This is a genomic window from Ruegeria discodermiae, from assembly GCF_030758345.1.
In the GTDB taxonomy this organism is placed as follows: domain Bacteria; phylum Pseudomonadota; class Alphaproteobacteria; order Rhodobacterales; family Rhodobacteraceae; genus Ruegeria_C.
The window spans coordinates 1-25401 of the sequence record NZ_JAVAMO010000030.1; the positions used below are offsets into that span (position 1 = coordinate 1).

General features: G+C 62.8%; 22 protein-coding genes. 20 read left to right on the forward strand and 2 right to left on the reverse strand.

From position 1 onward, the window contains the following. The first annotated feature begins 242 nt into the window (after positions 1-242). From Q5Y75_RS26955 to Q5Y75_RS27050, 20 genes are read left to right on the forward strand one after another with little or no spacing between them, the layout of a single operon-like run. Complete coding sequence (locus Q5Y75_RS26955; protein WP_306203352.1) at positions 243-1802, forward strand: phage tail sheath family protein; 1560 nt, start codon at positions 243-245, stop codon at positions 1800-1802. Between the two features lie 11 nt (positions 1803-1813). After that, positions 1814-2338, forward strand: coding sequence for a phage tail protein (locus Q5Y75_RS26960; RefSeq protein ID WP_306203353.1), 525 nt, complete (start codon positions 1814-1816; stop codon positions 2336-2338). A gap of 4 nt (positions 2339-2342) precedes the next feature. Continuing rightward, positions 2343-3038 (forward strand): hypothetical protein, encoded by a 696-nt coding sequence (locus Q5Y75_RS26965; RefSeq protein WP_306203354.1) that lies wholly within the window; start codon positions 2343-2345, stop codon positions 3036-3038. Next, positions 3035-3829 carry a hypothetical protein gene (locus Q5Y75_RS26970; RefSeq protein WP_306203355.1) on the forward strand — a complete coding sequence of 265 codons (795 nt, stop codon included), beginning with the start codon at positions 3035-3037 and terminating at the stop codon, positions 3827-3829. The genes Q5Y75_RS26965 and Q5Y75_RS26970 overlap by 4 nt, the downstream gene beginning before the upstream one ends. Continuing rightward, positions 3826-5136 carry a Pvc16 family protein gene (locus tag Q5Y75_RS26975; protein WP_306203356.1) on the forward strand — a complete coding sequence of 437 codons (1311 nt, stop codon included), beginning with the start codon at positions 3826-3828 and terminating at the stop codon, positions 5134-5136. The genes Q5Y75_RS26970 and Q5Y75_RS26975 overlap by 4 nt, the downstream gene beginning before the upstream one ends. Next, on the forward strand, positions 5133-7019 hold the full coding sequence (locus Q5Y75_RS26980; RefSeq protein WP_306203357.1) for an ATP-binding protein: 1887 nt from the start codon (positions 5133-5135) through the stop codon (positions 7017-7019). The genes Q5Y75_RS26975 and Q5Y75_RS26980 overlap by 4 nt, the downstream gene beginning before the upstream one ends. Then, a complete protein-coding gene (locus Q5Y75_RS26985; protein ID WP_306203358.1) occupies positions 7016-7279 on the forward strand; it encodes a hypothetical protein in 264 nt (87 codons plus the stop codon). Before Q5Y75_RS26980 ends, Q5Y75_RS26985 begins: the two co-directional genes overlap by 4 nt. Further along, a complete protein-coding gene (locus tag Q5Y75_RS26990; protein ID WP_306203360.1) occupies positions 7276-8481 on the forward strand; it encodes an eCIS core domain-containing protein in 1206 nt (401 codons plus the stop codon). The genes Q5Y75_RS26985 and Q5Y75_RS26990 overlap by 4 nt, the downstream gene beginning before the upstream one ends. Next, positions 8478-9083: a hypothetical protein gene (locus Q5Y75_RS26995; RefSeq protein WP_306203361.1), complete on the forward strand. Its 606-nt coding sequence runs from the start codon at positions 8478-8480 to the stop codon at positions 9081-9083. Before Q5Y75_RS26990 ends, Q5Y75_RS26995 begins: the two co-directional genes overlap by 4 nt. After that, positions 9080-9736 (forward strand): hypothetical protein, encoded by a 657-nt coding sequence (locus Q5Y75_RS27000; RefSeq protein WP_306203362.1) that lies wholly within the window; start codon positions 9080-9082, stop codon positions 9734-9736. Before Q5Y75_RS26995 ends, Q5Y75_RS27000 begins: the two co-directional genes overlap by 4 nt. After that, positions 9733-10080, forward strand: coding sequence for a hypothetical protein (locus Q5Y75_RS27005; RefSeq protein WP_306203363.1), 348 nt, complete (start codon positions 9733-9735; stop codon positions 10078-10080). Before Q5Y75_RS27000 ends, Q5Y75_RS27005 begins: the two co-directional genes overlap by 4 nt. 10 nt (positions 10081-10090) lie before the next feature. Next, positions 10091-11230, forward strand: coding sequence for a hypothetical protein (locus Q5Y75_RS27010; RefSeq protein ID WP_306203364.1), 1140 nt, complete (start codon positions 10091-10093; stop codon positions 11228-11230). Then, on the forward strand, positions 11227-11736 hold the full coding sequence (locus Q5Y75_RS27015) for a phage baseplate assembly protein V (RefSeq protein WP_306203365.1): 510 nt from the start codon (positions 11227-11229) through the stop codon (positions 11734-11736). The genes Q5Y75_RS27010 and Q5Y75_RS27015 overlap by 4 nt, the downstream gene beginning before the upstream one ends. Positions 11737-11760: 24 nt before the next feature. After that, positions 11761-12081: a hypothetical protein gene (locus Q5Y75_RS27020; RefSeq protein WP_306203366.1), complete on the forward strand. Its 321-nt coding sequence runs from the start codon at positions 11761-11763 to the stop codon at positions 12079-12081. A 4-nt stretch (positions 12082-12085) separates the two neighbouring features. Beyond that, positions 12086-12454 carry a GPW/gp25 family protein gene (locus Q5Y75_RS27025; protein WP_306203367.1) on the forward strand — a complete coding sequence of 123 codons (369 nt, stop codon included), beginning with the start codon at positions 12086-12088 and terminating at the stop codon, positions 12452-12454. Beyond that, entirely contained in the window at positions 12451-15015 is a 2565-nt protein-coding gene (locus Q5Y75_RS27030) for a putative baseplate assembly protein (RefSeq protein WP_306203368.1), read from the forward strand. The genes Q5Y75_RS27025 and Q5Y75_RS27030 overlap by 4 nt, the downstream gene beginning before the upstream one ends. Next, positions 15016-17802 carry a putative baseplate assembly protein gene (locus Q5Y75_RS27035; protein WP_306203369.1) on the forward strand — a complete coding sequence of 929 codons (2787 nt, stop codon included), beginning with the start codon at positions 15016-15018 and terminating at the stop codon, positions 17800-17802. Beyond that, positions 17799-19871, forward strand: coding sequence for a hypothetical protein (locus Q5Y75_RS27040; protein WP_306203370.1), 2073 nt, complete (start codon positions 17799-17801; stop codon positions 19869-19871). The genes Q5Y75_RS27035 and Q5Y75_RS27040 overlap by 4 nt, the downstream gene beginning before the upstream one ends. A gap of 9 nt (positions 19872-19880) precedes the next feature. Further along, positions 19881-23063 (forward strand): DUF6519 domain-containing protein, encoded by a 3183-nt coding sequence (locus Q5Y75_RS27045; RefSeq protein ID WP_306203371.1) that lies wholly within the window; start codon positions 19881-19883, stop codon positions 23061-23063. A 9-nt stretch (positions 23064-23072) separates the two neighbouring features. Further along, positions 23073-23570, forward strand: a complete 498-nt coding sequence (locus Q5Y75_RS27050; protein WP_306203373.1) for a tail protein X — start codon at positions 23073-23075, stop codon at positions 23568-23570. Positions 23571-23655: 85 nt separating this feature from the next. Here Q5Y75_RS27050 and Q5Y75_RS27055 read toward each other — a convergent pair whose 3' ends face one another. After that, positions 23656-24039 carry a hypothetical protein gene (locus Q5Y75_RS27055; protein WP_306203374.1) on the reverse strand — a complete coding sequence of 128 codons (384 nt, stop codon included), beginning with the start codon at positions 24037-24039 and terminating at the stop codon, positions 23656-23658. Positions 24040-24261: 222 nt separating this feature from the next. Then, on the reverse strand, positions 24262-25338 hold the full coding sequence (locus Q5Y75_RS27060; protein WP_306203375.1) for a helix-turn-helix domain-containing protein: 1077 nt from the start codon (positions 25336-25338) through the stop codon (positions 24262-24264). Positions 25339-25401: the final 63 nt, after the last annotated feature.

Below are 25401 nucleotides of genomic sequence, written 5' to 3' on the forward strand. Positions count from 1 at the left end.
GGGGCTTGAATCACGCAGCCGAGATGACGGCAACCAAATTAATGGGTCCAGAACCTAGGCAACCGATCCGCCGCAGAAGCGCTGTGAATGCTGCTTTGCAGCGTCGGCGCCCCATCGGCGTGTTGCCGCCGGTTCAACGTATAATTGAATTTATTGCTGGGGCGGTTCGGCGATCCTGACTTACCGTTAGTTAATTCATTGCAATTTTTGATTCGGTCCGATCTATTTGAGGAGGTGCGCCCATGCCCGCCGTCTTGACCTATCCCGGCGTATATATCGAAGAAGTTCCCAGCGGTGTCCGAACGATCACGGGGGTTGCGACCTCTATCACCGCTTTTGTTGGGCGAGCCCCGCGCGGGCCGGTCGATACCCCGGTCCGGGTACAGAGTTTTGCAGAGTATTCGCGGCTTTTCGGGGGGCTCTGGCAACAGAGCCGGATGAGTTACGCGGTCAGCCAGTTCTTTCAGCACGGCGGCGCGGATGCGTTGATCGTACGGGTGCATAATGGCGACGAGGCCACAGACAGCGCGACGATCACCCTTGCGACGGCGACGGGCAACCTCGGTCTGATCGCGGCCAGCCCTGGTCTGTGGGGCGAGCGATTGCAGGCGACGGTTGACCACAACACCGCGGACCCCACTGATACGGATCAGTTCAACCTGCTGGTCGAAGAGCTTGAGGCCGTGGGCAGCACAACCGTCGTCTCCAGCGAACTCTTCCGCAATGTGTCGGCAGACCCGCTCAGTCCGCGCTATGTTGACAGCGTAGTCAACGAAACCTCGGCCTTGGTCAGCGTCAACGTTTCCGCTCCTGCAAATGAACGTCCCAATGCGGCGACTGTTACAGCAGCGGGCACGCCATCCGATGGCGGCGACATCGTCGATGCGGATGTGGTGGGCACCCGTGCCAACCGGACGGGCATGTACGCGCTTGAGGACGCGGACCTGTTCAACCTCCTTTGCATCCCGCCGCTGACCGACACGACCGATGTGCTGGAAACATCCTGGGACGATGCGGCGGCCTACTGCCAAGAGCGGCGCGCGATGCTGATCGTCGATCCACCCGCCGCGTGGACCGCCACGCCGGCCAGTGAGATCAGCAATGCCGAGGCCGGGGTCAACAGCTATCGCGGCACTATCGGCAACGCCTTTGCAATCAACGCAATGATGGTCTTTCCGCGCCTTACAATGCCCGATCCGCTGGCCGAAAACCGGCTGGCCAACTTCGCCCCCTGTGGTGCAGTGGCCGGGATCATTGCGCGAACCGATGTGCAGCGCGGGGTTTGGAAAGCCCCGGCGGGGCTTGATGCGTCGTTCTCCGGAATCAAGGGGTTCACCTACACGATGACGGACGCGCAGAACGGTGTGTTGAACCAGGTGGGCCTAAACTGTCTGCGCAGTTTTCCCGTTGCGGGGCACCTTTTGTGGGGCTCGCGCACCATGGCAGGCGCTGATCTGCTCGGATCGGAGTGGAAATACGTCCCCGTCCGCCGTCTGGCGCTGTTCCTCGAAGAAAGCCTTTACCGGGGCACGCAGTGGGTGGTGTTCGAGCCAAACGATGAACCGCTTTGGGCGCAGATCCGGCTGAACATCGGTGCTTTCATGCAGAACCTGTTCAAACAGGGCGCCTTTCAGGGGTCCAGTGCGCGGGATGCCTATTTCGTGAAATGCGACCGCGAGACGACCACCCAGAACGACATTGACCGGGGGATCGTGAACATAGTCGTGGGATTTGCGCCGCTGAAGCCGGCCGAGTTTGTCGTTTTGAAAATCCAGCAGATCGCTGGTGATATTGACGTTTAAGGGAGGCTGCCATGGCCCAATTTGGCGTGAATGCGGAGCGCTTTGACCCGTATAAGAATTTCAAGTTCCGGGTAAAGTGGGACGGGCGATTTGTCGCCGGGATCAGCAAGGTGAGCGCGCTCAAGCGCTCGACCGAGCCGATTGAACACCGAGAGGGGGGCGATCCGTCGCTGAACCGCAAGTCGCCCGGGCGCACCAGCTACGAGGCGATCACACTAGAGCGTGGCGTCACCCATGACACCGAGTTCGAGCTTTGGACAAACAAGGTTTGGAATTTCGGGTCCGGCTTGGGTGCCGAGGTGTCACTGAAGGATTTCCGCAAAGACATTATCATCGAGGTGTACAACGAGGCCGGGCAACTGGCCCTCGCCTACAAGGTCTTTCGCTGCTGGGTCTCCGAGTTTCAGGCATTGCCTGACCTGGATGGCAACGCCAACGCGGTCGCGATCCAGACGTTGAAACTCGAAAACGAAGGCTGGGAACGCGATTACGACGTAACCGAACCAACGGAGCCGAGTTTTAACGAACCGGCCTAGGCCAATGACCACGTTTTCTGCATCCAAGTTGCTCGAACTCTGGGAGGCCGGTGTTTCGCGGCACCCGATTGATCGTGCCTTGGCGATGTTGTCACTGGCCGATGTGGCGGGGCCCCTTGCCGAGATGCCTCTAGGACAGCGCAATTGGCATCTGATGCAACTGCGCCGGGCCCGGTTCGGTGATCATCTGTCGCTGTGGCTGGATTGCTCCGCCTGCGGCGACAGAATGAGCATGGAGTTCGGCGTGTCGGATCTGCCTGACACCGGCCCCGGCGGGTCCCGCATTGTGGTCGAAGGCCATGCCTTCCGTCTGGCCAACAGCCGTGACCTTGCCAATCTCGTGTCGTTTGCCGATCCTGAGCTGGCCGCGCACACTCTGTTTCTTGCATGCGCCGAAAGCCTGGAAACGCTTCCGCAGGGAGAGGCCCTGGATCAGCTGATGGATCGGGTGGGCGAGGCGATGGATGCCGCCGATCCTTGGGCCGACCTGAATTTTGAGGCGCAATGCCCGGCTTGCGCCACGGCGCATAACGTTCCGCTCGATATCGGTGATCTGCTTTGGCAAGAGCTCGAGATCGTTGCCCGCCAGTTGCTGGACCGTGTGCACCAATTGGCCAGCGCTTATGGCTGGTCGGAACAGGCGATCCTTGCGCTGAGCGATACACGGCGCGCGGCTTACCTGGCGAGGTTGGGCACATGAGCGGATTCTTCGACAGGATCGTACGGCAGGCGGCGGGGCCGGGACAGGTACACCTGCGCTCGTCCTTGCAACTGCCCTTTGCCGATGTTCCGGTCGATACCGCGACGCGGCCCGAGCCCGCTGCCGCGCTGCCTGCGCAGACGGCTTCGGGTCACGTCTTTGCCCCTCAAACAGCAGATACGAACATGCCGGAAGATGCACCGGCTGAGCAAGCTTCGAGAGCGCCGGAGCAAACAACAACTCCGCCCTCCCTCGTCAGCCAGGCAGAACCAAGGACTGGAAATCGCTTCGAACCACCGACACGCATGGATGTACTGGTGCCAGAGCATGCGACGCAGGCCCCCACGCTTACCGAGGCCGTGAATCGGGCTGCACCTGCGGAGGCCCCGGCACCTGCAATCACAGCGCCCCGACGCAACTCTGATTCCGCGCAGCCAGCATCCGCGCCCGAACCCGCCCAAAACGCGCTTCAGCAAGAGCTGAGGCAATCGCCCGAGGCACCTCGGACCGGTGACTTTCCTGAACCGCTCGTCCCCCAAGCCGTCGAGGCAAGCTCCGAAACCTTTGCCGTCCGAACCGACCCGTCACCAATATCTATGTCATCGCAGTCCGTTCCGCCCCAGCAAACCCGACGGCATCCGCAAGATCCCGAAGTGCACGTGCATATCGGTCGGGTCGAAGTCACCTCGGTTGCGGACCCCGCGCCCGCACCGGCACCGCGCCGCGCCCGGCGCACGCCCCAGTTGTCGCTTGAAGCGTATCTGGCAAAACGCAGCGGGGTGGCGCCATGAGCACCGCTCTGGCCCTTGCTGGCGTGACACATGTTCTGCGCGACCGGCTGAACGACGGGATGGTCAACCACAACGTCGCGGGCATTCTGTCCACCTCTGTCACCGTCAGCGTCGCAGCGCCCGACCGGGTGGTTGCCGCGGACGCGGCAGAAGAAAGCCAGTTGAACCTCTATCTCTACAAGGTCACGCCAAACACGGGCTGGTCGCAGATGGGGCTGCCCTCGCATGATTCCACCGGTGGCCACCGGTTGACCAACCCGCCCCTCGCCCTGAACCTGCACTATATCATCTCGGCCTACAGCGGTAGCGATCTGCACGCCGAGATCCTGCTGGGCTACGCCATGCAGTTGATGCACGAATTCCCGATCATCACCCGAGAAATGGTGCGCACCTCGCTGACGCCATCTCCGGCGATTGGCGCTGACCTGCCTCCTGCCTTGCGCGCCTTGTCGGAATCCGGGCTCGAGGACCAGTTCGAACAATTGCGAATCACGCCGCACTATCTCGACGCCGAAGAGATGTCCAAGCTGTGGACCGCAACGCAGTCCAGCATGAGACCCACCGCAGCCTACGAAGTCTCTGTCGTTCTGATCGAGGCCACGTCCCCGACCAACGCGCCACTCCCGGTGCTGAGCCGGGGCGAAGTCGATCCGATCAGCGGGCGGGATCGCGGGGTTGTTGTGACGCCCAGCCTCATCCCGCCCCTGCCCACCCTGGAAACGGTCGAGCCCGCCGATGCGCAGCCGGTGATCTCCCTTGGTGCCGACGTCGCGTTGAACGGGCATCACCTGAACGGCACAAGCCGCGAGGTGCGCCTCGTTAATGACAAGTTCCTCATCGACGAAGTGATCGCCGCGACCGGTGCGAGTGCGCCGGATGCAATTACACTTGTGGTCCCACCCGCGCGGGCGGCGGACTTTCCGGTAGGCGTCTATAATGTATCCGCCCGCGTGACTCCGCCCGGCGAAACCATCCAACGCGAGACCAATCAACTGGGCGCCGTCGTCGCGCCCGACATCATCAACCTGCCCCAGACCATTCCCCGCGACGGCAACGGCGACGTGACGATGACCATCGACTTTACGCCAGTACTGCGCCCGGGTCAGCGCGCGACGCTGTTCTTTGGTCAGCAAGAGATTGTGCCTCAGGCGTTTGTCCCGCCCGTTGCAAGCCTGGACTTTATCGCCGAGGACGCCCCTCTGGGTGACCACCTTATCCGCTTGCGCATAGATGGCATCGACAGCCCCATCATCGACCGCGCAGCAACCCCGCCGGTGTTCTTGCCGCAAACGGTGACGGTAACATGAACGCGCCGCGGCATACCGAACCCACCCTCTGGGTGGAGGCCAACCAGGCCAATTTAAGCGTCGAATTCGCGCGGCTGAAGGCATGTATCGAAGACACGGGCGCGCCAGACCCTGCACCCGCAATCCAGCCTCCCGCCGCCATCGACCGACTGGCTATGTCTTTTGGTCTGTCAGACTTTGAACGCGATCTGCTCTTGCTGTTGGCGGGGATCGCCCTGGAACCTGCGCTGGCTGCTGCCTGGGACGCAGAGTTTGGCCAACGAAGCGTCTGTTTTGAGCAGGCGATGGCGGTCCTGCCTGACCCGCATTGGAGCGCCACGGTGCCGTCCAGGCCGCTGCGGTACTGGCGCCTGGTGATGCCCGAAATCGGCGATGCCCTGACCGTGGCGCCGCTGCATCTGGACGAACGCGTCCTGCACTACATTGCGGGCATCGACGAGTTGGACGCCTGGTTGCGCCCGGCCGTTTCTGCCCTGGCTGCGCCCCGGCTGATGGCACAGGCACACCGCGAAACCGTGCAGCAGGCGGTTACCTTCCTTGTCGCTGAACGCGCCGAGCACCCGATCGTCCTGCTGTCTGGCGACGATGCCGAGGCACAGGAGGATGTGGCAGCGGCCATTGCTGCCGATCTGGATCTTGCGGGATGGTCGGTTCTGTCCGACGCGATACCCGCCGATCCGCATGAGCGCGATGCGCTCGCCATCAAGCTGGACCGCGAGAGTGTTCTGAGTGGCGCGATGTTCGTGCTGGATGGCACCTGTGCGTTCACCGACGATCTGGCCGCGCGGCTACAGGCGCCTGTCATGATCCGCAACGGGCGCACACATCGTGGCACTCGCCCCGCACTGCATCTTCGCATCGAGCGCCCCGATGCACCCGGGCAACGCGCGCTCTGGAACACGGCCCTTGGAGCACAGGCGCTTACCCATCAGCGCTGGATCGACGACATCGGCAACCGGCACCGGTTGAGCGCGCGCCAGATCGCACGGGTCGCCGTGCATCTCGTGCATGGCAGAGCGAGCGATGCACGGCACGAGTTGTCTGTGCAAACCGCGCTGAACGACAATGGCCCCTCTGCCTTGATGCGCAGGATTGATCCGCGTGCCGAATGGAGCGATCTGATCCTGCCCGAGGCGCAATTGCGGGTGCTGGAACAGATGTCGACCCATCTGAGGTTCCAGACACAGGTGTTCGAGGAGTGGGGCTTTGCCGCCAGGTCCGCCGGCGGGCGCGGGATCGCGGCACTGTTCTGGGGCGGCAGCGGCACCGGCAAATCGCTGGCGGCCGAAGTCATCGCCCGCGATCAGGACCGCGACCTTTTCCGTGTCGATCTGTCCGCAGTCGTGGACAAGTACATCGGCGAGACCGAGAAAAATCTGCGCCGTGTGTTTGATATCGGTCAGCAAACCGGTGCGGTGCTGTTGTTCGACGAAGCCGATGCGCTCTTTGGCAGACGCTCCGAAGTCAAGGACAGTCACGACCGCTACGCCAATATCGGCGTCAGTTACCTGCTGAGCCGGATCGAGGATTACACCGGTCTGGCGGTTCTGACGACCAACCACAAATCCGCACTGGACCCTGCGTTTTTGCGCCGTTTGCGTTTTGTGGTGCAGTTCCCGTTCCCGGACGCACAGGAACGCGCGCGCATCTGGCGGGCCGTCCTGCCCCAGGCACTGCCGCAGGCCGCTGACATTGATCTGCAGATGTTGGCCCGGCTGTCGGTGCCAGGCGGGGTGATCCGCAATATTGCGCTGAACGCGGCCTTTCTGGCCGCCGAGGCAGGCGCGCCGCTCAGCATGGCGCACCTGTTCCGCGCCGCGCATCTGGACGCAATGAAACGCGACACGGCGCTGTCTGAAGCAGAGACGCGGGGGTGGCTATGACCAAATTGACTGTTCATATTGATCGGCTGGTTCTGCCCGAGGGCGTGGCGGGGCACGACGTGACCGAGGCACTGCGCGCCGCGCTTTCGCGAGAGACGTCCCGAAACGGAACGGCGCTTGACAAGTTGCATGGCACGCCGTCGCGGGCGCATCTGGATGCGGGGCGCGTTCCGGCATCGTCCGGATCGGCCGGATTGGGTCGAGCCATAACCCAGGCAGTTCTCAGTCAGGCACCTGCCAAGGGGAGGAGCAACACATGACCACTGCATCAACGCCCAAACCGGCCTCCGTAACCTCGCCCGGCAAATCAGCAAGCAAAGCCGCGAAAACACCGATCGCAAAAGGCGCAAAAGGGAAAAAGCCCAAGATGCTCTTCGCCGCCCCTACCGGTGGGCGCAGCCTTGACCACGGCACCCGCAAGTCGATGGAACGGGGATACAGGCAAAGCTTTTCGGATGTCCGCATCTTTACCGATAAGCGGGCCGGTGATCTGGCCGAGGGACTTGGTGCCAAGGCGGTCACCATCGGCAAGGACGTCTATTTTGCACCCGGACGCTACAGCCCGACCACCACCGAAGGCAAACGTACAATCGCTCACGAACTGGCTCACGTCGCTCATAACAGGCACAGCGGCGACAATCGGACGGGGGTTGCCCCGGTCAATGCGCGCTCGGAAGCCAAGGCCAACGCCGCCGCCGACACAGTGCTTGCGGGCAACGTGCTTGCAGGCTCGGGCTTTCGCGATTGGGGACCAACCTGGCAGGCGCAGTGCGAAAGGATCGTATCCAGAGGCACGTCGCAGCATACCGGCGATGTTGCCGGGCCAATACCCTACGATCCCAGCCAGCCCATCGGGACCGTCGATGTCCGCACCGGAGAAGAGGTCGAACTTCCAAGCGGAACCAGGCTTCCGAACGTTATTTCGATCGAATACAGCGGCGATATGTCAGCGGAACACCAGTGGCTGCAATTCGTCTGGTTTGAGTTGACGGTGACCTCGCCAACCGGAGTGACACGGCAATCGGGGTCCATCGCGACCACCAGCGGAACGTTGCCATTCACGACCGATCCAAGTGCCCCGAATTGGGCCGTCGATTCCGGTCCGACGGACCCGTTTTACGAATCCGGGGCGATCAACCTGCGCGACAGCAGTTCCACAACGATTTTCGACGCGCCAGGCGGTGCCAGTATCGGGCCTTTCGCCGCACGCGCTCTGGCAAGCGTTACGGGGTCGACCAGAGCAACGTTCACGGCGCATTTCGCCACCTACCTCGTCCAGCGTGACCACGCCGTCTACGTCGTGCGCTACAGCGCCAGCACGGTGGTGACGCGGTCTGGCAGCACCGCGACGGTTGGCGGCATCGGATACACGGTTGGAACGTCGGGGCCGACATCGGGGCTGCCGACCGATCTGCGTGACCTGCTTCACGCACAATACATTTCACACACGCATATCACATGACACATCTCGACGGCATCATCCGCTATCCGGACGCGCCCGAAGCGGCACGGGTTCAGTGCCTTGACGCGACCGGCAAGGTCATCACCGAGACGGTGACTGATGCGGTCGGCACCTGGCAGATCGACGAGGCAGAGGAATGTCAGCAGATCGTGGTCCATACGTTCAAGCACGGTATCCTTGTGGCCGCCGCCCCCATGGCAAACCAGATCGACGTGACGCTGCCCGCAGGCGTGCTTTGCACCCTTGCCTGCACGGGGGCATTTGCGGGTGCACAGGTCTCGCTCGACCCGGTAGCCCTGGAGGGACTTGAGACAGAGGTTGTTGCGGCACTGCCTTATCAGGCTGATGGGACCAAGCGGTTGAATGTCGGAGACTGGATGTGTCAGGCCGCCCCGCAGACGCTCAGGCTGCAGCGCGGGCGCTATCGTCTGGCTGGCGGCGTATACGCCGTCCGCGCGTTTGGTGCACAAGGTGCATCGCTTAGCGAGGTCACGGTGGGTGGTGTGCCGGTGGCGCCGGGCGATTTAGGCACCTTCACAATCGACATCTCCGCGCCCACCGAGATCACCCTAACGTTCACCGAAAACGAGGCCATCGAATGAGCGGGTTGTCGACATCCCCCAAGCTGGTCAAAGGCGGCATCGTTCTGGTTGACCCGCAGACGGCTGCGGTGCGCAAGGTTGTGGCGCTGCAATACAACCCCGAAAAGATGTCCCGTACCTTTCAGGTCAAGCGCATGGTCGAGGGGGCTGACCATGCCGAGGCGCTGCGCCTGACAGGTCCCGCCGTCGAAACCTATTCGATCGAGGCTGACATCGATGCCGCCGACAAGCTCGAGTTCCCCGATCAGCACAGCGCCACTGTGGCCGCGGGCATCGCGCCCGAAATCGCCGTGCTCGAAAGCCTGGTGAACCCCAAAGTCGCCGATCTGCGCGCCTATGAACAGCTGGCCAATGCCGGCACGCTGGAAATCGCGCCGGTCGAGGGCGACCTGCAACTTTTGGTGTGGGGTCCAAACCGGATTGTGCCCGGCAACGTCACCGAATTTTCGGTGAACGAAGAGGCGTATGACCCGCAACTCAACCCGATCCGCGCCAAGGTCACCATCGGCTTTCGCGTCCTGACGGTCGACGACCTTGGCTATGACAGCAAAGGCGGCGGGCTCTTCATGGCTTACCTTGAGGCACGCGAAAAGCTGGCCTCCAAGGCCGCGACCTTCGGTTTTGAAACCCTCGGCATAGGAGGCGTGACATGAGCACGGATCCCGTGAAGGCGTTCATGCAATCTATGGCGATCACGACGCCTTCGTTCCCGCCGGACAGCCGCTATCACGGTCTGGATGTCGCGCAATGGACCCGTCCGGACGGACGCGCCGTCCCATATGTGCGGCGCCGCTTTTTGCCGCCAGTCGAAAGCTTTGAGCAGACCGGAGAATACCGCGTTTCGGTGGGCGATCGGCTGGATAATCTGGCCGCCCAGTTCATCGGCGACCCGCAAAGGTACTGGCAGCTATGCGATGCCAACGGGGTGTTGCGCCCCGACACGCTGACCGAAACCGTAGGCGGGCGCATCAAGCTGACCCTGCCAAGCGGAGGATAAGGCGTAACCGATGGGCAACCCTCTGCATCTCTCACTGAAGATCGGGCCGGTCGTTCCCCTCCCGGTTCCGAAATTCATGATCGAGGCGCTTGAGGATGTCACGGTAACCCATCAGGCGGGCCAGCCCAGCGGCTTTCAGATGCGGTTCAAGATCCACAGCAAATCCGATTTGAACACCATCCTCCTGATCGCCGCGGGACAGAACACCTCCGTTGGCACGCCCCCGCTGCGCGCCTTGTTTACAATCACGCTGAACGGTAGGGCGCGGCCCATTTTCGATGGGGTGGTCAGCAATGTCGAAGTACAGCCCGGTGAACAGGGCCAACCCGGTATGGTCACCGTCACCGGCGATGATCTGGCCAAGGTCATGGACCTGATCGACTTTTCCGGCCTGCCTTACCCTGCCATGCCAATCGCGGCCCGTGTGGCGCTCATCATCTCGAAATACGCGGCCTTCGGCATGATCCCGGTGCCCATCCCCGAACTGTTCGTGGACGTGCCCATCCCGATCGACCGCATTCCCGCACATCAGGGCACCGACCTCGACTATATCCGCGAGCTTGCCCGCCAGGTCGGCTATGTCTTTTACATCGAACCGGGCGAGGCGCCGGGAACCAACATCGCCTATTTCGGCCCCGAGGTGAAAATCGGGCCGGCGCAGAGGGCACTCAACATCGACATGGACGCCTTTACCAACGTCGAAAACATGAGTTTCTCATTCGATCCGACCAAAGGCGTGCTGCCGGTTGTCCTGGTCCAGAACCCGCAGACCCGGGTGCCGATTCCGATCCCGATCCCAAACCTGAACCCGTTGCAGCCGCCGCTTGCCGCATTGCCCACACCCATCGCCAACCTCAAGGTTCTCAAGGACACGGCCCGGATGAACCCGATGCAGGCAATCTCGCGCGGCCTGGCCGAGGCCAAGACCAGCCAGGACAGCGTGACCGCCAGCGGCACTCTGGACGTGCTGCGCTATGGCGACATCCTCAAGGCGCGCCGCCTGGTCGGGGTGCGGGGCGCCGGGGTGGTTTATGACGGGCTCTATTACGTATCCCGGGTCACGTCGAAACTGAAACGCGGCATGTTCAGCCAGGATTTCGCACTGACGCGGAACGGTCTGATTTCCATCACCCCAAAGGTTCCAGCATGAGCGAAAAATTCTACGGCAAATACCGAGGCATGGTCCTCAACAACATCGACCCAATGCAACAGGGCCGCCTGCAGGTGCAGGTGCCGGATGTAGCCGGGCTGGCGCCGACCACCTGGGCGATGCCCTGTGTACCGGTTGCGGGAATTCAGAACGGCATGATGGCCCTGCCCATCATCGGGTCGGGTGTGTGGGTCGAGTTTGAACAGGGCAATCCCGAACACCCGATCTGGGCGGGCTGTTTCTGGGGTTCGGCCGCAGAGGTGCCTGCCCTGTCGCTTGCGACCCCGCCAGGGATGCCCGCGATCACCATGCAGACGCCGCTGCAAAACGGGATCACCATTTCCGATCTGCCCGGTCCGACGGGGGGGATCATGCTCAAGAGCGCGACAGGCGCAACGCTGATCGTCAACGACACCGGCATTTACATCCAGAACGGCAAGGGCGCGATGGTCACCCTCGTCGGCCCCACGGTCACGGTCAACAACGGTGCGCTAACGGTTGTCTGACCCAACAAGAAAAGGAGCGCGAAAATGCCCGGACCCCTGCTGCATCTCGGTGCGACAGTCATGTGCGCACACGGCGGCACGGCAACACCGACCGCTCCGAACCCGCGGGTGATGGTGTCGGGGCAACCCACAACCGTGATGCCCATGCCCTGGGTTGTGGCGGGATGCCCCTTAAACGTCTCGGGCGCGCCGATGCCCTGTGTGACCGCGAACTGGGTTGTCGCCGCAACCCGGGTTTTTTCAAACGGCCAGCCGGTCGTCCTGATGGACAGCCAGGCGGTGTGCGTCCCGAACGGCACACCGCTGATCCCCTCGGCGGCCCAAACACGCGTCATCGGGAGTTGATGTCATGACCGCCCGCGCCACCATTCCCTATCGCTTCGACGGTTCTGGCCGCACCCGCGATGTGGACGAAGACACTTGGGTGCGCGGGCTTGTGGAACAGGTACTGTTCACGGCACCGGGCGAGCGGGTGATGCGTCCGACCCTGGGCAGCGGACTTGCCGAACTGGTGTTTGCTCCGAACAGCCCGGAGCTTGCTGGCACGGTGCAGTTCCTGGTGCAGGGCGCGCTGCAACAATGGCTGTCAGACATCGTGACGACCAACAACGTCGAGGTCACCGCCGTTGAGGCAACGCTGACCGTGCGGGTGACCTACACGATCCTGCGCACCGGCCTTGTCGAAACCGAAACTTTCGAGCGGGGGCTGAACGCATGATCTATCATTGCTGTGACCAGAACCGCCGCAACTCGGTCGACGGGCACCCCACCCTAAATGGTATAGACTGGATCGAAGTCCTCGATCTTGACGCACCCGATGGCGCCCCCCGTCAGCAAACGTTGCTGGTGCGATTGCTGAAGCCGGTACCGGCAGGGCTGTCGCCCACCAATATATTCATTGATGGCGGCGAACGGATCCGTGACGTTGGCGTGCTGTGGGTCGCGCCCGCCGACACACCGCCCGGCAGCTTGGGAAATGCCGAGCGTGACTATTATCAGGCGCTTGACGAGGCGGATCACGTCCTGGTCATCCGCACGGACACAAACGGCGACTTTTCAACCTACCGCCTGCATCTGGTACAGGATGTCAACGATGATGCCCCGCCGCCCGGCATCGACCCGATGCTCGCGACCATCGACTTTTCTTTCAAAGTGGAATGCCCGAACGATCTGGATTGCAAGCCCGATCTGGATTGTCCTCCGGTTCCCCATCCCGATCCGAACATCAGCTATCTGGCGCGCGATTACGAAAGCCTGCGCCGCCTTGTCCTCGACCGCCTGCGCCAGAACATGCCCGCATGGCAGGGGCATCTGAGCCCCGCCGACATTGTTCATACGCTGGCCGAGTTGATCGCCTATGTGGGCGATCTTCAACACTATGAACTGGATGCGATTGCAACCGAAGCCTACATGCGCACAGCGCGCCAGCGCACCAGCCTGCGGCGTCACGGCCTGCTGGTCGACTACCGCATGCATGACGGCTGCAACGCGCGCACCTGGTTGCATGTCAGGGTGGGTGCTCCGGGATTTGATCTGCCGGACAGCATCCGCTTTTTGACCCGTGTTGGCGGCGTTCCGAACCGCGTCACCCCGCACAGTCCCGAGGCGCGTCTCTTGCGCGACGGGGCCCCGGTCGTGTTCGAACCGATCCACCGCCCCACCCTCTTTGCGGATCACAACGACTTTTTGTTCTACACTTGGGGCGACGCCGAATGCTGCCTGCCGATCGGCGCCACGCGCGCGACGCTGGCGGGCCACTGGCCCGACCTTGCCGCGGGTGATGTGCTGGTGTTCCGAGAACAGTTGGGACCACTCACGGGCGCACCAGAGGATGCTGATCCCCGCCACCGTCACGCGGTACGGTTGACCTCGGTGACCGCCTTCGATGGCCCTCAACCACTCGAGGATCCGCTGAACACCGAACAGATCACCCAGATCGAATGGGGCACCGAAGACGCCCTGCCCTTCGCGCTGTGCCTGTCCTCGATCACGGATGAGACGCACGGCGAAACCCCGGTCGAAGATGTCTCGATCGCGCTTGGCAACATCGTGCTGGTGGATCACGGCGAGACGATTGCGGGCGAAGACCTGGGGGCGGTACCACCCCCCCTCTTGCATTATCCGCCCAACGACGACACCTCGTGCGACAGGGCCGAACCCGAGCCCATCCCCGCCCGGTTTCATCCCCTTCTGGATCAGAGTCCGGTCACCCAGCAAGGCACCGTACTGCGCAGTATCGTACAGGACGGAGTGCGCCGCAGCGAGCGTGTGCCCTTTAACCCCGAAGCATCGGCCCGCGCCGCGATGATCTGGAATACCGGAGACGCCGTGCCCGCGGTAACGCTCGCCGCCGGGGTCGACAACTGGACCGCCGAGCTTGATTTGTTGAACTCGCGCGGTACGGATCCGCATTTCGTGCTCGAAACCGAATACGATAGCAGCGCCCGCGTGCGTTTTGGCGACGACACCCACGGCCAGCGCCCCGACAGCGGCACAGCCTTTTTGGCAACCTACCGCGTCGGTAACGGCGCGGAGGGCAACGTGGGTGCCGACAGCATCGCGCATGCGCTGACCGCAGACGGGCGCATTCTGGCGGTAAACAACCCGATGCCAGCGTTTGGCGGGACCGAACCCGAAACGGCGGCAGAATTGCGTCGGCGCGCGCCGGTGGCCTACCGCACCCAGGAACGGGCCGTGACCCCCGCCGATTACGAAGCAATGACAGAACGCCTGCCGGACGTACAGAACGCCGCCGCCGGGCTGCGCTGGACCGGGTCGTGGCATACGGTCTTTGTGACCGTCGACCGCGAGAACGAGGCGCCCGTCGATGCTACCTATGCCGAGGCCGTGGTCGATCACCTCGAACGGTTTCGGATGGCTGGCCACGATCTGCGGATCAATGACCCGGTCTATATCTCGCTGGAACTTGATCTGCTGGTTTGCGTCGATTCCAGCTATTTCGCCGCGGATGTCCGGGCGGGGCTCCTGGAAGTTCTGGGCAGCACGTTGCGAGCGGACGGGCAACGCGGGCTCTTTCATCCGGACAATTTCAGCTTTGGCCAGACGGTCTATCTCAGCCCGGTCTATGCTGCGGCACGCAAAGTGCCGGGCGTTACGTCAGTGCAGATCACGCGCTTTCACCGGCAGGGCCAGTTCGACCCGGCTCCGCTGACCGATGGCTACATGACCCTGGGCGAGCTGGAAATCGCCCGGCTTGCCAACAACCGCAATTTCCCGGAACACGGCGTGCTGCGGTTGAACCTTGTGGGAGGGAAGTAGATGAGCTGCGGACCTGACTGCACATGCGGATGCTGCGCCGGGATCAATCTTGAAACACCGATGCGCTTGCGTAACCCGCCGGGGCTGGATCAGATCACCTACCGCGCCGGGCGGCATGGCGCATTTATGGAGAGCCTGAAGGCGCGGCTTTCAAGCACAGAGTACCCCGCGCTCCAGGCGCTCACCACGCGCGAGCCCGACGATGCAAGCCTCGCGCTAATGGATGGGCTTGCCGTCAGCCTTGACGTCCTGTCGTTCTATAATGAGCGCTTTGCCAACCAACATTACCTGCGCACCGCGACGGAACGGCTGTCCGTTATCGAAATGGCGCGCCTGATTGGCTACCAGCCCGCGCCCGGAGTCGCGGCGGCGACGCATCTGGCCTTTACCTTGCAGGATCTGCCGGGGGCCCCATCGGACCCGATCACGATCCCGGTCGGCACCAAGGTCCAGAGCGTGCCCGGCCAGGACGAAGAGGCGCAAGTCTTTGAAACGGTGGCGCCGGCACCCGCGCGGGCCGCATGGAACGCCATTCCGATTCAGCGGACGCTGCCGTGGGTGCCTGAATTTGGCGACACCGAGCTTTGGCTCGAAGGCGTGGCAACCGGGCTCGAACCGGGCGATGCGATCCTGCTGGTGGGCGACGCGCGCCGTAGCGAACCGGGCAGCGAGCGCTGGGACGTGCGCGTGCTGCGGTCAGTCGAACCGGACCTGGACAACGGTCGCACGCGAGTTGTCTGGGCGGACGGGCTTGGCAGCACCTATCCCCCGATGATGCCCGCTGATACGGGCGTGCAGGTCCATGCCTTCCGTGCACGCGCGTCGTTCTTTGGCAGCAATGCACCCGACCCGAACCTTTTGGGCAATGACGATTCCAACTACGGGCATCTGATCAACACCCCTGCCGCGGGCAGCTGGAGCTGGAAGAACTTCGGCATCTCGGACACCATCGCGATTGACCCGCAAAACAGGAAGGTCATCGCCAACAGCTGGGTCGCGCTCGTGTCGAACGTAACGAGCTTTGGTTCGGCCGATCTGCCGGGATATACCGAACTCTACCGGGCCAAGGCCGTGGCGCATCGCAGCATGTCGGGCTTCGGTGTTGCCGGCAAGGTCACCGAAATCATTCCGTACACGACCGAAAACCTGAACAACGGCACCTTCCAACGCCGCAATGCGCTGGTGCTGTGCCAGTCCGAGCACCTGCCAACCGCCCGGACCCCGCTCGCGCACCCTGTGCACGGAGACCGCCTGACCCTTGGCCGTCGCGAAACCGACCTTGTGCCCGGACAGCCCCTCGCCCTCACCGGCAAGCGTCAGATGATCCAGATCGGGCTGGGCGTCGAAGGATTGGTGCTGTTACTGGATGACGGGACCGCAACCCAGCTGTCCGAAGGCGACCGGCTGGCCATGATGGCCCCGGCGGAGACGACCGGCGCCAACCCGTCCACCCTGGACGGCCCCGCGTTTGTTGCAAACACCGGCACGTCCACATTGCTGCACCTGCGTTTGATGGACCGGGATGGACGGGTTGGGTCGCTTGTGGCTACGGCCGACAGCTATGCGCTGAGTCCCAGCAACGATGATGACCCGGTGGTGCAAGAGATCGTCTTTGTCAAAGGCACCTTGGATGCCATCGACCTCGGGCGCGACACCACGCAATTGCAGCTGCTCGAGGCGATGAAGAACGTCTACGAGCGGGCCTCGACGGTGGTGAATGCCAACGTCGCCCCCGCGACGCATGGCGAGACATTCGAGATGATCCTGGGTGATGGCGACGCGGGGACTCCGAACCAGGCTTTCGCGTTGAACCAATCGCCCCTCACCTATGTAGCGGCCAGCACGCCGTCGGGCCGGGCCCCGACCCTTGAGGTGCGCGTAGAAGACGTCGCTTGGCAAGAGGTGCCGTCGCTGTACAAGGCAGAACCGGATGCGCGCGCTTACACGGCATTTCAGACCGAAGATGCCACCACCTGGACCCAGTTCGGGGACGGCATCGAGGGCGCGCGTCTGCCCAGTGGCTCGACCAATGTACGCGCCCGGTTTCGCAAAGGGCTGGGTGTGGGTGGCAACGTGGACGCCGGCAAGATCACCACGCTGCTCAGCCGCCCGCTGGGCGTGGCCGAGGCTGTCAATCCGTCGCCCGCAACCGGTGGCGAGGATGCCGAGCCGCTCGCAAACGCCCGCGAAAACGCGCCCCTGACCACGCTGACGCTGGATCGCGCGGTGTCGATTGCGGATTACGAAAACCTTACCCGCGCCTTTGCCGGGATTGACAAGGCGCATGCGATCTGGATTCCTCACGGTCGCGCGCGCGGTGTCTTTTTGACCATTGCCGGCGTCGATGGGGCCGAGGTGCCCGAGACATCCAAAACATACAACAGCCTCAACCGGGCCTTGCGCGACTACGGCGATCCGTTGGTGCCAATCCGCATCGTGAACTACGTGGACATGCCATTCCGTCTGCGGGCCTCGGTCAAGGTTCTGACGGATTTCGAAACCGATCCAGTATTGGCCGATGTCGAGGTTGCCCTGCGCGCGGCCTTTGCCTTTGCTGCGCGTCGGTTTGGTCAGATGGTGTCAATCGACGAGGTGGCCGCCGTCGCCCAATCCGTGGCAGGTGTCGAGGCGGTGCACATCACGCATCTTTATCGCGATGGTACGCCCGCCGCCTACAATCCGCGACTTTTTGCACATTTGCCGGTGGCCACCCGGCTGGGTCTGCCAAAGACCGCCGAACTGTTGACATTAGCCGATGCCCCCCTTGATCTGAAGGTCCTGCCATGAGCTTTGCTGCCCAAGATCTCTTTAACCTTCTGCCCGCGGTCCACCGGATCCGTGATGCGCGTCTGGCCGAAGAGGCCGGGCTTGACCGTGGCCCTCTCGAAGAGCTCATCGACGTTTTTGCGCAAGAAATCGCCGTTATGGCGGAAAGCCTGAACCAGACGCATGACGATCTGTTTATCGAAACCTGCGCGGACTGGGTGGTGCCGTATATCGGCGATCTCATCGGGTACGAAAGCCTGCATTCCGTGGTGCCCGAGGTCGCAAGCCCCCGGGCAGAGGTGGCCCATACCATCGCGCTGAGGCGACGCAAGGGCACTGCGCTGGTGCTTGAACAACTCGCCCGTGACGTAACCGGTTGGGATGCCAAGGCCGTCGAGTATTTCCAGCGCCTGTGCTGGACGCAATATATGAAACACATCCGCCCACAGGCCGTGCAAGCCCCGGACATGCGGCAGCGGCTGGCGCTGGAATGGATTGGCACCGCTTTCGAAACCGCCAACCGGACAGTGGACGTGCGCCACATCGCATCGGGCGGCGGACGTCACAACATCCCCAATGTCGGTGTGCATCTCTGGCGCATCCGCGCCTATCCACATCGCGACACGCAAGCCGCCCAAGCCGATGTCCGGCTGTACCGGATCAGCCCACTGAACCACGATATGCCGATCTACAACCGGCCGCTGGTCGAGCGCGAGGTCAGCCATCTCGCCGGTCCCGAGAATGTGCCGCTGCCCCTCTCGCGCAGGCGCCTGTCGCGACAACTCGCGCTGCACTACGGTGTGCGGCCCACGGCAGGTGCCGAGATCGACAACCCGTTGCCCGCCTTGCAAATGACGGTCGACAACACGGTGTTCGAACGCGACCGTATCCGCATCTGCAACCTCAGTGACGATGGGCCAACCTGGGCGCACACCCCGCCACCCGACGGGTTTCTGGCCGTGGACCCAGTGCTGGGCCGCATCGCATTGCCAGGGGACGCACCCGACCCGGCAACCGTGCGGGTGCGCTGGCAAGAGGGTGCGGCGCTCGAAATCGGCGGTGGCGAGTACGGGCGCGGGGAGAGCCTGCCCGAACCCGCGGACACAACCACACGCGTCAGGGTGCCGGATGACGAGACTACGATCGCCGCCGCCCTGACCGCGCTTGGCGGCGCCGGGGTGGTCGAAATCACCGACAGCAGCACCTATCCCGAAACACTGACTGTCGACATCGGCGAAAACGAAACGATTGAAATTCGTGCAGCGGACGGGCACCGCCCCTTCCTCGATCTGGCTGGTTTTACCGTCACCGGTGCGGAAGGCGCGGGATTTGTTCTGAACGGATGCCTGATCGCCGGGGCCCCGCTCGAGGTGCCCGATGCAGGGGGCAATGCGCTGGAACGCATCGCGCTGGTGCACTGCACCCTTGTCCCCGGGATCACCCTGTCGCCCGACGGGCTGCCCGTACAACCCGATGCGGCGTCTCTGTCCGTGGCGCTGAGCGGCGTGGACATCCGCATCGAACGCAGCATCGTTGGCACGGTCCTGAGCGACCTGCGCGCGGACATCATCGCCCGCGATAGCATAATCGACGGCACCGACCCCGAGCGCGTTGCGCTGGCCGCCATGGATGGCGAAAGCCCGGGCGCCGCGGTGACGCTCGAGGCCTGCACGGTCATCGGCAAAGTCCACGCGCGCGAGATGCCCCTGGTGTCCAACAGCATTCTTCTTGCGGCACTCGCCGATCCTGACACCTGGCGTGTTCCGGTGCGGGCCGAACGCAAGCAACAGGGCTGCGTGCGGTTTTCGTGGCTGCCGTTATCGGCAATTGTACCCCAGCGTTTCGAGTGTCAGCCGGAAACCGGCGCGCCGTTCGTGGCCCCGGATTTCACCTCGCGCCGCTATGGCACTGCCGCATACGGGCAGCTGACGGACGGAACACCCATGGCCATTCGCAACGGTGCCGACGACGGCAGCGAGATGGGCGCCACCCACATGCTCTACGCGACCCAGCGCGAAATCAATCTGAACATCCGCCTTCGCGAATACACACGCGTCGGGCTTGATTCCGGCATTTTTTATGAATCATAGGAGGGACCCATGACGTTTGATCTCAGCCGCGTCCGCTTCAATCCTCGGCAGGATTTTCTAGGCGTCATTATGCAACAGGGCCGCGTCCAGCTCGATTCCGACTGGAATGAATGGGTCGCAGAGTTGTCGCGACGCATTCAGGCCGGCACGCTGGACACATTCAACGGCTCGGTCGTGCCGCGCATCACGCCGGACGGGTTCCTGATCAATGTGGCCGGTGGCGAAATGACCATCGGCGCCGGACGCATGTATGTCGACGGCATCCTGGCCGAGAACCACGGGATGCAACCCGCCGCGTGGGATTCGCTTTTGGCCGAAGAGACGGGCACCGGCCCGGTTCCTTTTGACCAACAACCCTATTTCCCGAACGCACCGGATTTGCCCACCTCGGGACGACACCTGGCCTATGTCGTCGTATGGCAACGCGAAGTATCACCGATCGAAGACCCCACCTTGATCGAACCGGCGGTGGGCGTGGACACCACGGGTCGGCTGCAAACGGTCTGGCAGGTCCAGTTGCATGAAAACATCGACGATTCCGTGACCTGCACGACACCCGACGAGGATATCCCGGGCTGGCCAGAGGTGATTGCCCCCTCGGCCGGACGGTTGGGCACCGCAACCGGCGACCCCGGCGATGACCCGAACCCGTGCGAGGTGCCGCCGGCGGCGGGGTACTTGGGCCTCGAGAACCAACTGTACCGGGTCGAGGTGCACCGGGGCGGGCCGTTTGGCACGGCCTCGTTCAAATGGTCGCGTGAAAACGGCTCGGTCGCCAGCCGTGTGACCCATATCAACGGCGCACGCGACCGGATCACGGTTGAAAGCCTGGGCCGCGACGACGTGCTCGGCTTTCAGGACGGCGACTGGGTCGAGGTCACCGACGACTGGCGCGAACTTCACAACGAACCGGGCGAATTGCGTCGTATCGCCCCCGCCGGAGGCGTGGACCGGACGGCACGCACATTGACGTTCGAAACGGCGCTGCCGAACGGCATGTTTCCGACCAATGCGCAGCAACAGACCAATGCAAACCGCAACACCCGCGTGCGCCGGTGGGACCAAACCGGTGCTGTCCGCTCGGCCGCGGGCAACACGATCCAGAACCTCGACACCACGGGCGCAGCCGGAATTCAGATCCCCGTCGCGGGAACGCAGGTCTTTCTCGAACATGGCATTCTGGTGGATTTCAACCTCGACCCGGCGGGCGGTGAATTCCACACCGGCGATCACTGGGTTTTTGCCGCCCGGACTGCGGATGCAAGCATCGAAATCCTCGACGAGGCACCCCCGCTGGGCATTCACCGCCATTACGCGCGGCTGGCCATCGTAGATTTCCCCGAAAACGAGATCGACTGCCGGACGCTCTGGCCCCCGATTCACGAAGGTGGCGACAGCTGTGACTGCACCGTCTGCGTGACCGCCGAAGAGCACAATGCCGGAACCGCAACAATCCAACAGGCGATTGATCAGATTCAGGACGTAGGCGGCACCATCTGCCTCGAAATCGGCAGCTATGACATCTCTACACCGCTGAACATCACCAACCCGCAATCGCTCAAGATCCGTGGCCAGGGATGGCGCACCCTGCTGACCGGGTCGCAGCCTGGCCCGATCATCACCACGCAGGGCGGGATCGGTCTGACGCTGGAAAACTTCACGATCATGGGCGTCGGAGACAGCGACAGCGTCACTGCGATGATCGACACCAGCAACATCACAGATCTGAATTGCTTGCGGCTGAACGTTCTCGCTGTGCCGGTACCGGACCGCCCGGCCTCGGCGATCCGCCTGTCGGGGCTGCATCTGCGCACCCGCATCCGCGAATGCGTGCTGGCCGCGCAGGTCGCGATCCAGGGGCCGTCACTGAACGCGGAAACCTATCTGCTGTCCGCCGAAGTGGACATCTCCGGCAATGTTCTGGTGGCAGAGCGAGCGGGCGTGTCGATGGGCGATGCCTGCCTGCATTTCGGCACCCTGCGGCTGGCCGAAAACCTGCTGTTGGCCAACCCCGAATCTGGCATTTCGCTCAGCGGCGCGTCTTTCCCGGGCGGCACGGTCGATGTCGACAACAATGTCATTACCTCCGAAAACGTCGGCCTGTTTTCGGGCGTCGACAATCTGTCGGCGCGGGGCAATTCCTTGACCGGCGACGACGGACTGTTCAGCGACGGGATCGTTCTTGGCCAGGGCCTCGATCCTCGCCCAACCGGCAATATGCGGGTTGCGGACAACCATCTGCGCCAGTTTGGCGGCACCGCAATCCGTGTGACCCACCCGGTTCTTTCGGCATCGGTCACCGGCAACCTGATCGAAGATATCGGCACCGGCGCATTCGTGATGGCGCAATCGGCAGCCGCCCAAGATCTGCGCCTGTCGGAAAACATCTGCCGCCGGGTCGGTCTGCAAGCGCAGGAGGGTCAGGTCGCCTATGCCGCCATTCAACTGATCCGCGTCGTGAACGGGGACGTCATCGGTAACACGGTAGCCGAGGTCGCGACGGACGCCTTTGGGCTGCCCTCCATAGCCGCGCTGCGCGTCGGGGCATGCAGCAGGTTGCGGATGGCGCATAACAGGCTGATTGACATCGGCCCGATGCGCGGCGACCGCATTGCCGCAGTTCGCGCCATGGTCCCCTTCGATCACATCGCGCTGAGCGACAACGCGCTCTTGCGTCGATCGACGCCCGACCTGATCAACGGGCTGGCGGATTGGCGCGCCGTGGACATCGGTGCGGAACCAGTGGACATCGGCCTGCATACGGCGCCGTCCAGTGTTTTCAGTGCAGGCGATGACACTGCTGTCCTGCTCACCGACTCCTACGTGGCCTTGCTGCCGCTGCGCGACGGCGATGTCACCGTGCGGGGCAATGAAATGCTCAGCGCGTTGTCCCGCTCGCCCATCGTGCGCGTGGAGGACAACCGGATCGCGCATTGCCTCTTTTCCGAAAACGTCTGCTCGGCCTTCAATCAGGACGTGTCGTTCCCGCCGATTGGAAGAGTTTTCGGGAATACGATTTCGGTAACCAACAACCGGCTCCGGTGCTCCAGTTTCGATGGCGGGCGCGCGATGGTGCTGTCTCCGAATGCCGCCGAAGCCGCCATTGTGCTGGGCAACACCATGACACTCTCGATCCAAGCCCCGTCCACGGTGCCAACCCCGCAAAACCAGTTCAACATCATCGGTGTATAGGAGGGTGTCATGCCATTTATCACCACCAACGGCGAAACATCGGTCGACGCGCTTTTGGACCGGGCGTTCAACCGCCTGACCGAACGCCAACGCGACACCGCCCGCGTGGCCCTGATGCGCGCCAACCCCCGCCTGGCCGAGATCGAACGCCTGCCCGTCGGCACCATCATCGAGGTGCCCTCCCGTGCCGTCCCGCGCACGAAAGTGTCGCGCAAGGCCGAAGATCCGGAGGGTGAGGTGCTCAAGGACATCGACAGCGCGCTTACCGCATTCGCCAAGCTGTCCCGCGCGGGCTTTGACGACACAATGGCGGATTTGGAAAAGTCGATCGACAGCGCGCAAAGGGATCTTGTGGTCGCCGCGGTCAACAAGACTGACGAGTTGAAAGACCTGCACAGCAGAGCAGTCGCCGCGATGAACAAACTGCGTAGCACGCAAGAAGCGCAAAGAGCCCAGTTTGACAAAATTATCGGGATGGCCAGGGCGGACATTAAAAAACGGCTCTGACATCAGGAAATACGTCGCTCGAACCTGCGCTATCGCGCAGACACGGAGCCCGCCGTTTCAATGGCGGGCTCGTCCTCATTTCGGTTTAGGGCGCCACTATGCGACCGATCAGGATCTCGACTGTCGCTTCTTCTGTGGCGTGATTGTTCTGCACGCTCAGCGTCGTCAAGTCGGTGGCAAACATGCTTACAGCAGCGCCGTACAGTACAAGCGGCCCGGTCAATGCCGTTGCCGCGCCAAGTGTTCCTTCAACCGTAACAGACCCGTCCATGATGTTCGAAAAAATGGCCAGAACCGCGACCCCGGACGGGTCCGCAACCTGAAGAGCCAGCGCCTCCGCGGCCCCCATGGCGGGGTCGAGCGTTGCGGTGACGCCGGTGGCTGTATCAATGACGATATCGCCGCGCCCCGACACGCGTGCTCCATCGTCGCTTACCACGGAATTGGACCAGGAAATCCTGCTGGGCATGGGAGAACCTCAATGAATAAAATGTGAAATAAATGGTGGGACAAGTAGACCCTATTCGGCCCGAATCGAGAAAGGGAATTGGGCGATCGGGACATTTGCGCGAAAACCCGCTGCCGCAAGCGCTTGCACAAAGCAGTGCCGCCGATCCGCACCAATGTGAGACGTTCGGGAACTTGAAACAGCCCGGTCCGGAGATTTCAACCAATTCACTGGAACCAGAGCCTAGATCTTCGCAGACCAGATTCTGAATCTGCTTGCGCCGGTAACTTCGCGCGCCAGGTCCATATCCGCCATGCGCGCCAACAGTCTTTCAGCTGTGTCGCGCGAAACCCCTGCCGCCTTTTCTATCATCTCGGTCGTGGCCATCGGCTTGACCACGAGGGCGTCGATAATGCGGGCCGGGTTGTTGCCTCTGATGAAATTGGTGTGTTCCCTGGCGCGGTCCCGCCAGACCGTGAGGCGCTGCAACTCGACCCGAGCGGCAGTGGCACCTGATTCGATGACGTTCAGGTAAGCACCGAGTTGGCGGGCACCGGCGCTTTGCACTTGCCGCGCGCCCTGCCCGAGCGGCACAAATGTAAGGGTCTGGCAACCCTGCGCCATCAGCCGTGCGGCCCACACCGGTCCTTCGATTTGATCCTCTTCAAGAGAAAGCTCGGACAGCCGCCACAGGTTCCGGGCGAAAGCTGCGCGGGTGAATGCATGAGCCTCGGTCAGGCCGGCGACTCTTGTCTGGAACTCTGCGGCCGCCTCATCAAACATCTCTCCAGTGATCCGAGCGCGTAGCCCATGGGCTAGATCCGAGGTTTCTACGCGATGCAGTCCGAGAAAGGCTCTGAGATATTCAGCAGGCCCCTCCCCCATCAGCCGTCTGACCGCCCACCGCGTCTGCTGCAATGCGCCGAGATCGGTCGTGGCACGGGCCTGCAACTGATCGCGGCCGATCTCTTCGACAGAAACGGGCGTGCCAGCGGCCCAGACCAGCGCCTCGACCTCGCGCAATGCCAGCCTTTCCAGCGCCCCCGGGCCGATCTGCGCCACCAGCATGTCCAACTGCCCCACCGCCAAGGCGGCGCGGGCCAGTTCTGGGGCATGTTTACCCTGCGCGGCAATCCACTCATCGGGCCGCACCAACGAGGTCGCATTGGCCTTGGGCAACGGTGTTTCCTGGCCGTCGAGTTCATACTCAGGGTCTGGCAGGAACCAGAGGTCGTCCGGGTCTTCCTCGCGATCATAAGGCGATGGCAGGCTTTCGGGGTCTTCGAAGGAGTTCTTGTAGGAATTGGTGCGTTTTACCATATCCGCACCATATAGCATTAATGCGGATTACCCAGGCATTTCCTGAAACAGCCATTTATTCCT

Bases quoted from the DNA above. Each gene is read 5' to 3' on its own strand.
- Q5Y75_RS26955 (WP_306203352.1), top strand. From the start codon at position 243: ATGCCCGCCGTCTTGACCTATCCCGGCGTATATATCGAAGAAGTTCCC.
- Q5Y75_RS26960 (WP_306203353.1), top strand. From the start codon at position 1,814: ATGGCCCAATTTGGCGTGAATGCGGAGCGCTTTGACCCGTATAAGAAT.
- Q5Y75_RS26965 (WP_306203354.1), top strand. From the start codon at position 2,343: ATGACCACGTTTTCTGCATCCAAGTTGCTCGAACTCTGGGAGGCCGGT.
- Q5Y75_RS26970 (WP_306203355.1), top strand. From the start codon at position 3,035: ATGAGCGGATTCTTCGACAGGATCGTACGGCAGGCGGCGGGGCCGGGA.
- Q5Y75_RS26975 (WP_306203356.1), top strand. From the start codon at position 3,826: ATGAGCACCGCTCTGGCCCTTGCTGGCGTGACACATGTTCTGCGCGAC.
- Q5Y75_RS26980 (WP_306203357.1), top strand. From the start codon at position 5,133: ATGAACGCGCCGCGGCATACCGAACCCACCCTCTGGGTGGAGGCCAAC.
- Q5Y75_RS26985 (WP_306203358.1), top strand. From the start codon at position 7,016: ATGACCAAATTGACTGTTCATATTGATCGGCTGGTTCTGCCCGAGGGC.
- Q5Y75_RS26990 (WP_306203360.1), top strand. From the start codon at position 7,276: ATGACCACTGCATCAACGCCCAAACCGGCCTCCGTAACCTCGCCCGGC.
- Q5Y75_RS26995 (WP_306203361.1), top strand. From the start codon at position 8,478: ATGACACATCTCGACGGCATCATCCGCTATCCGGACGCGCCCGAAGCG.
- Q5Y75_RS27000 (WP_306203362.1), top strand. From the start codon at position 9,080: ATGAGCGGGTTGTCGACATCCCCCAAGCTGGTCAAAGGCGGCATCGTT.
- Q5Y75_RS27005 (WP_306203363.1), top strand. From the start codon at position 9,733: ATGAGCACGGATCCCGTGAAGGCGTTCATGCAATCTATGGCGATCACG.
- Q5Y75_RS27010 (WP_306203364.1), top strand. From the start codon at position 10,091: ATGGGCAACCCTCTGCATCTCTCACTGAAGATCGGGCCGGTCGTTCCC.
- Q5Y75_RS27015 (WP_306203365.1), top strand. From the start codon at position 11,227: ATGAGCGAAAAATTCTACGGCAAATACCGAGGCATGGTCCTCAACAAC.
- Q5Y75_RS27020 (WP_306203366.1), top strand. From the start codon at position 11,761: ATGCCCGGACCCCTGCTGCATCTCGGTGCGACAGTCATGTGCGCACAC.
- Q5Y75_RS27025 (WP_306203367.1), top strand. From the start codon at position 12,086: ATGACCGCCCGCGCCACCATTCCCTATCGCTTCGACGGTTCTGGCCGC.
- Q5Y75_RS27030 (WP_306203368.1), top strand. From the start codon at position 12,451: ATGATCTATCATTGCTGTGACCAGAACCGCCGCAACTCGGTCGACGGG.
- Q5Y75_RS27035 (WP_306203369.1), top strand. From the start codon at position 15,016: ATGAGCTGCGGACCTGACTGCACATGCGGATGCTGCGCCGGGATCAAT.
- Q5Y75_RS27040 (WP_306203370.1), top strand. From the start codon at position 17,799: ATGAGCTTTGCTGCCCAAGATCTCTTTAACCTTCTGCCCGCGGTCCAC.
- Q5Y75_RS27045 (WP_306203371.1), top strand. From the start codon at position 19,881: ATGACGTTTGATCTCAGCCGCGTCCGCTTCAATCCTCGGCAGGATTTT.
- Q5Y75_RS27050 (WP_306203373.1), top strand. From the start codon at position 23,073: ATGCCATTTATCACCACCAACGGCGAAACATCGGTCGACGCGCTTTTG.
- Q5Y75_RS27055 (WP_306203374.1), bottom strand. From the start codon at position 24,039: ATGCCCAGCAGGATTTCCTGGTCCAATTCCGTGGTAAGCGACGATGGA.
- Q5Y75_RS27060 (WP_306203375.1), bottom strand. From the start codon at position 25,338: ATGGTAAAACGCACCAATTCCTACAAGAACTCCTTCGAAGACCCCGAA.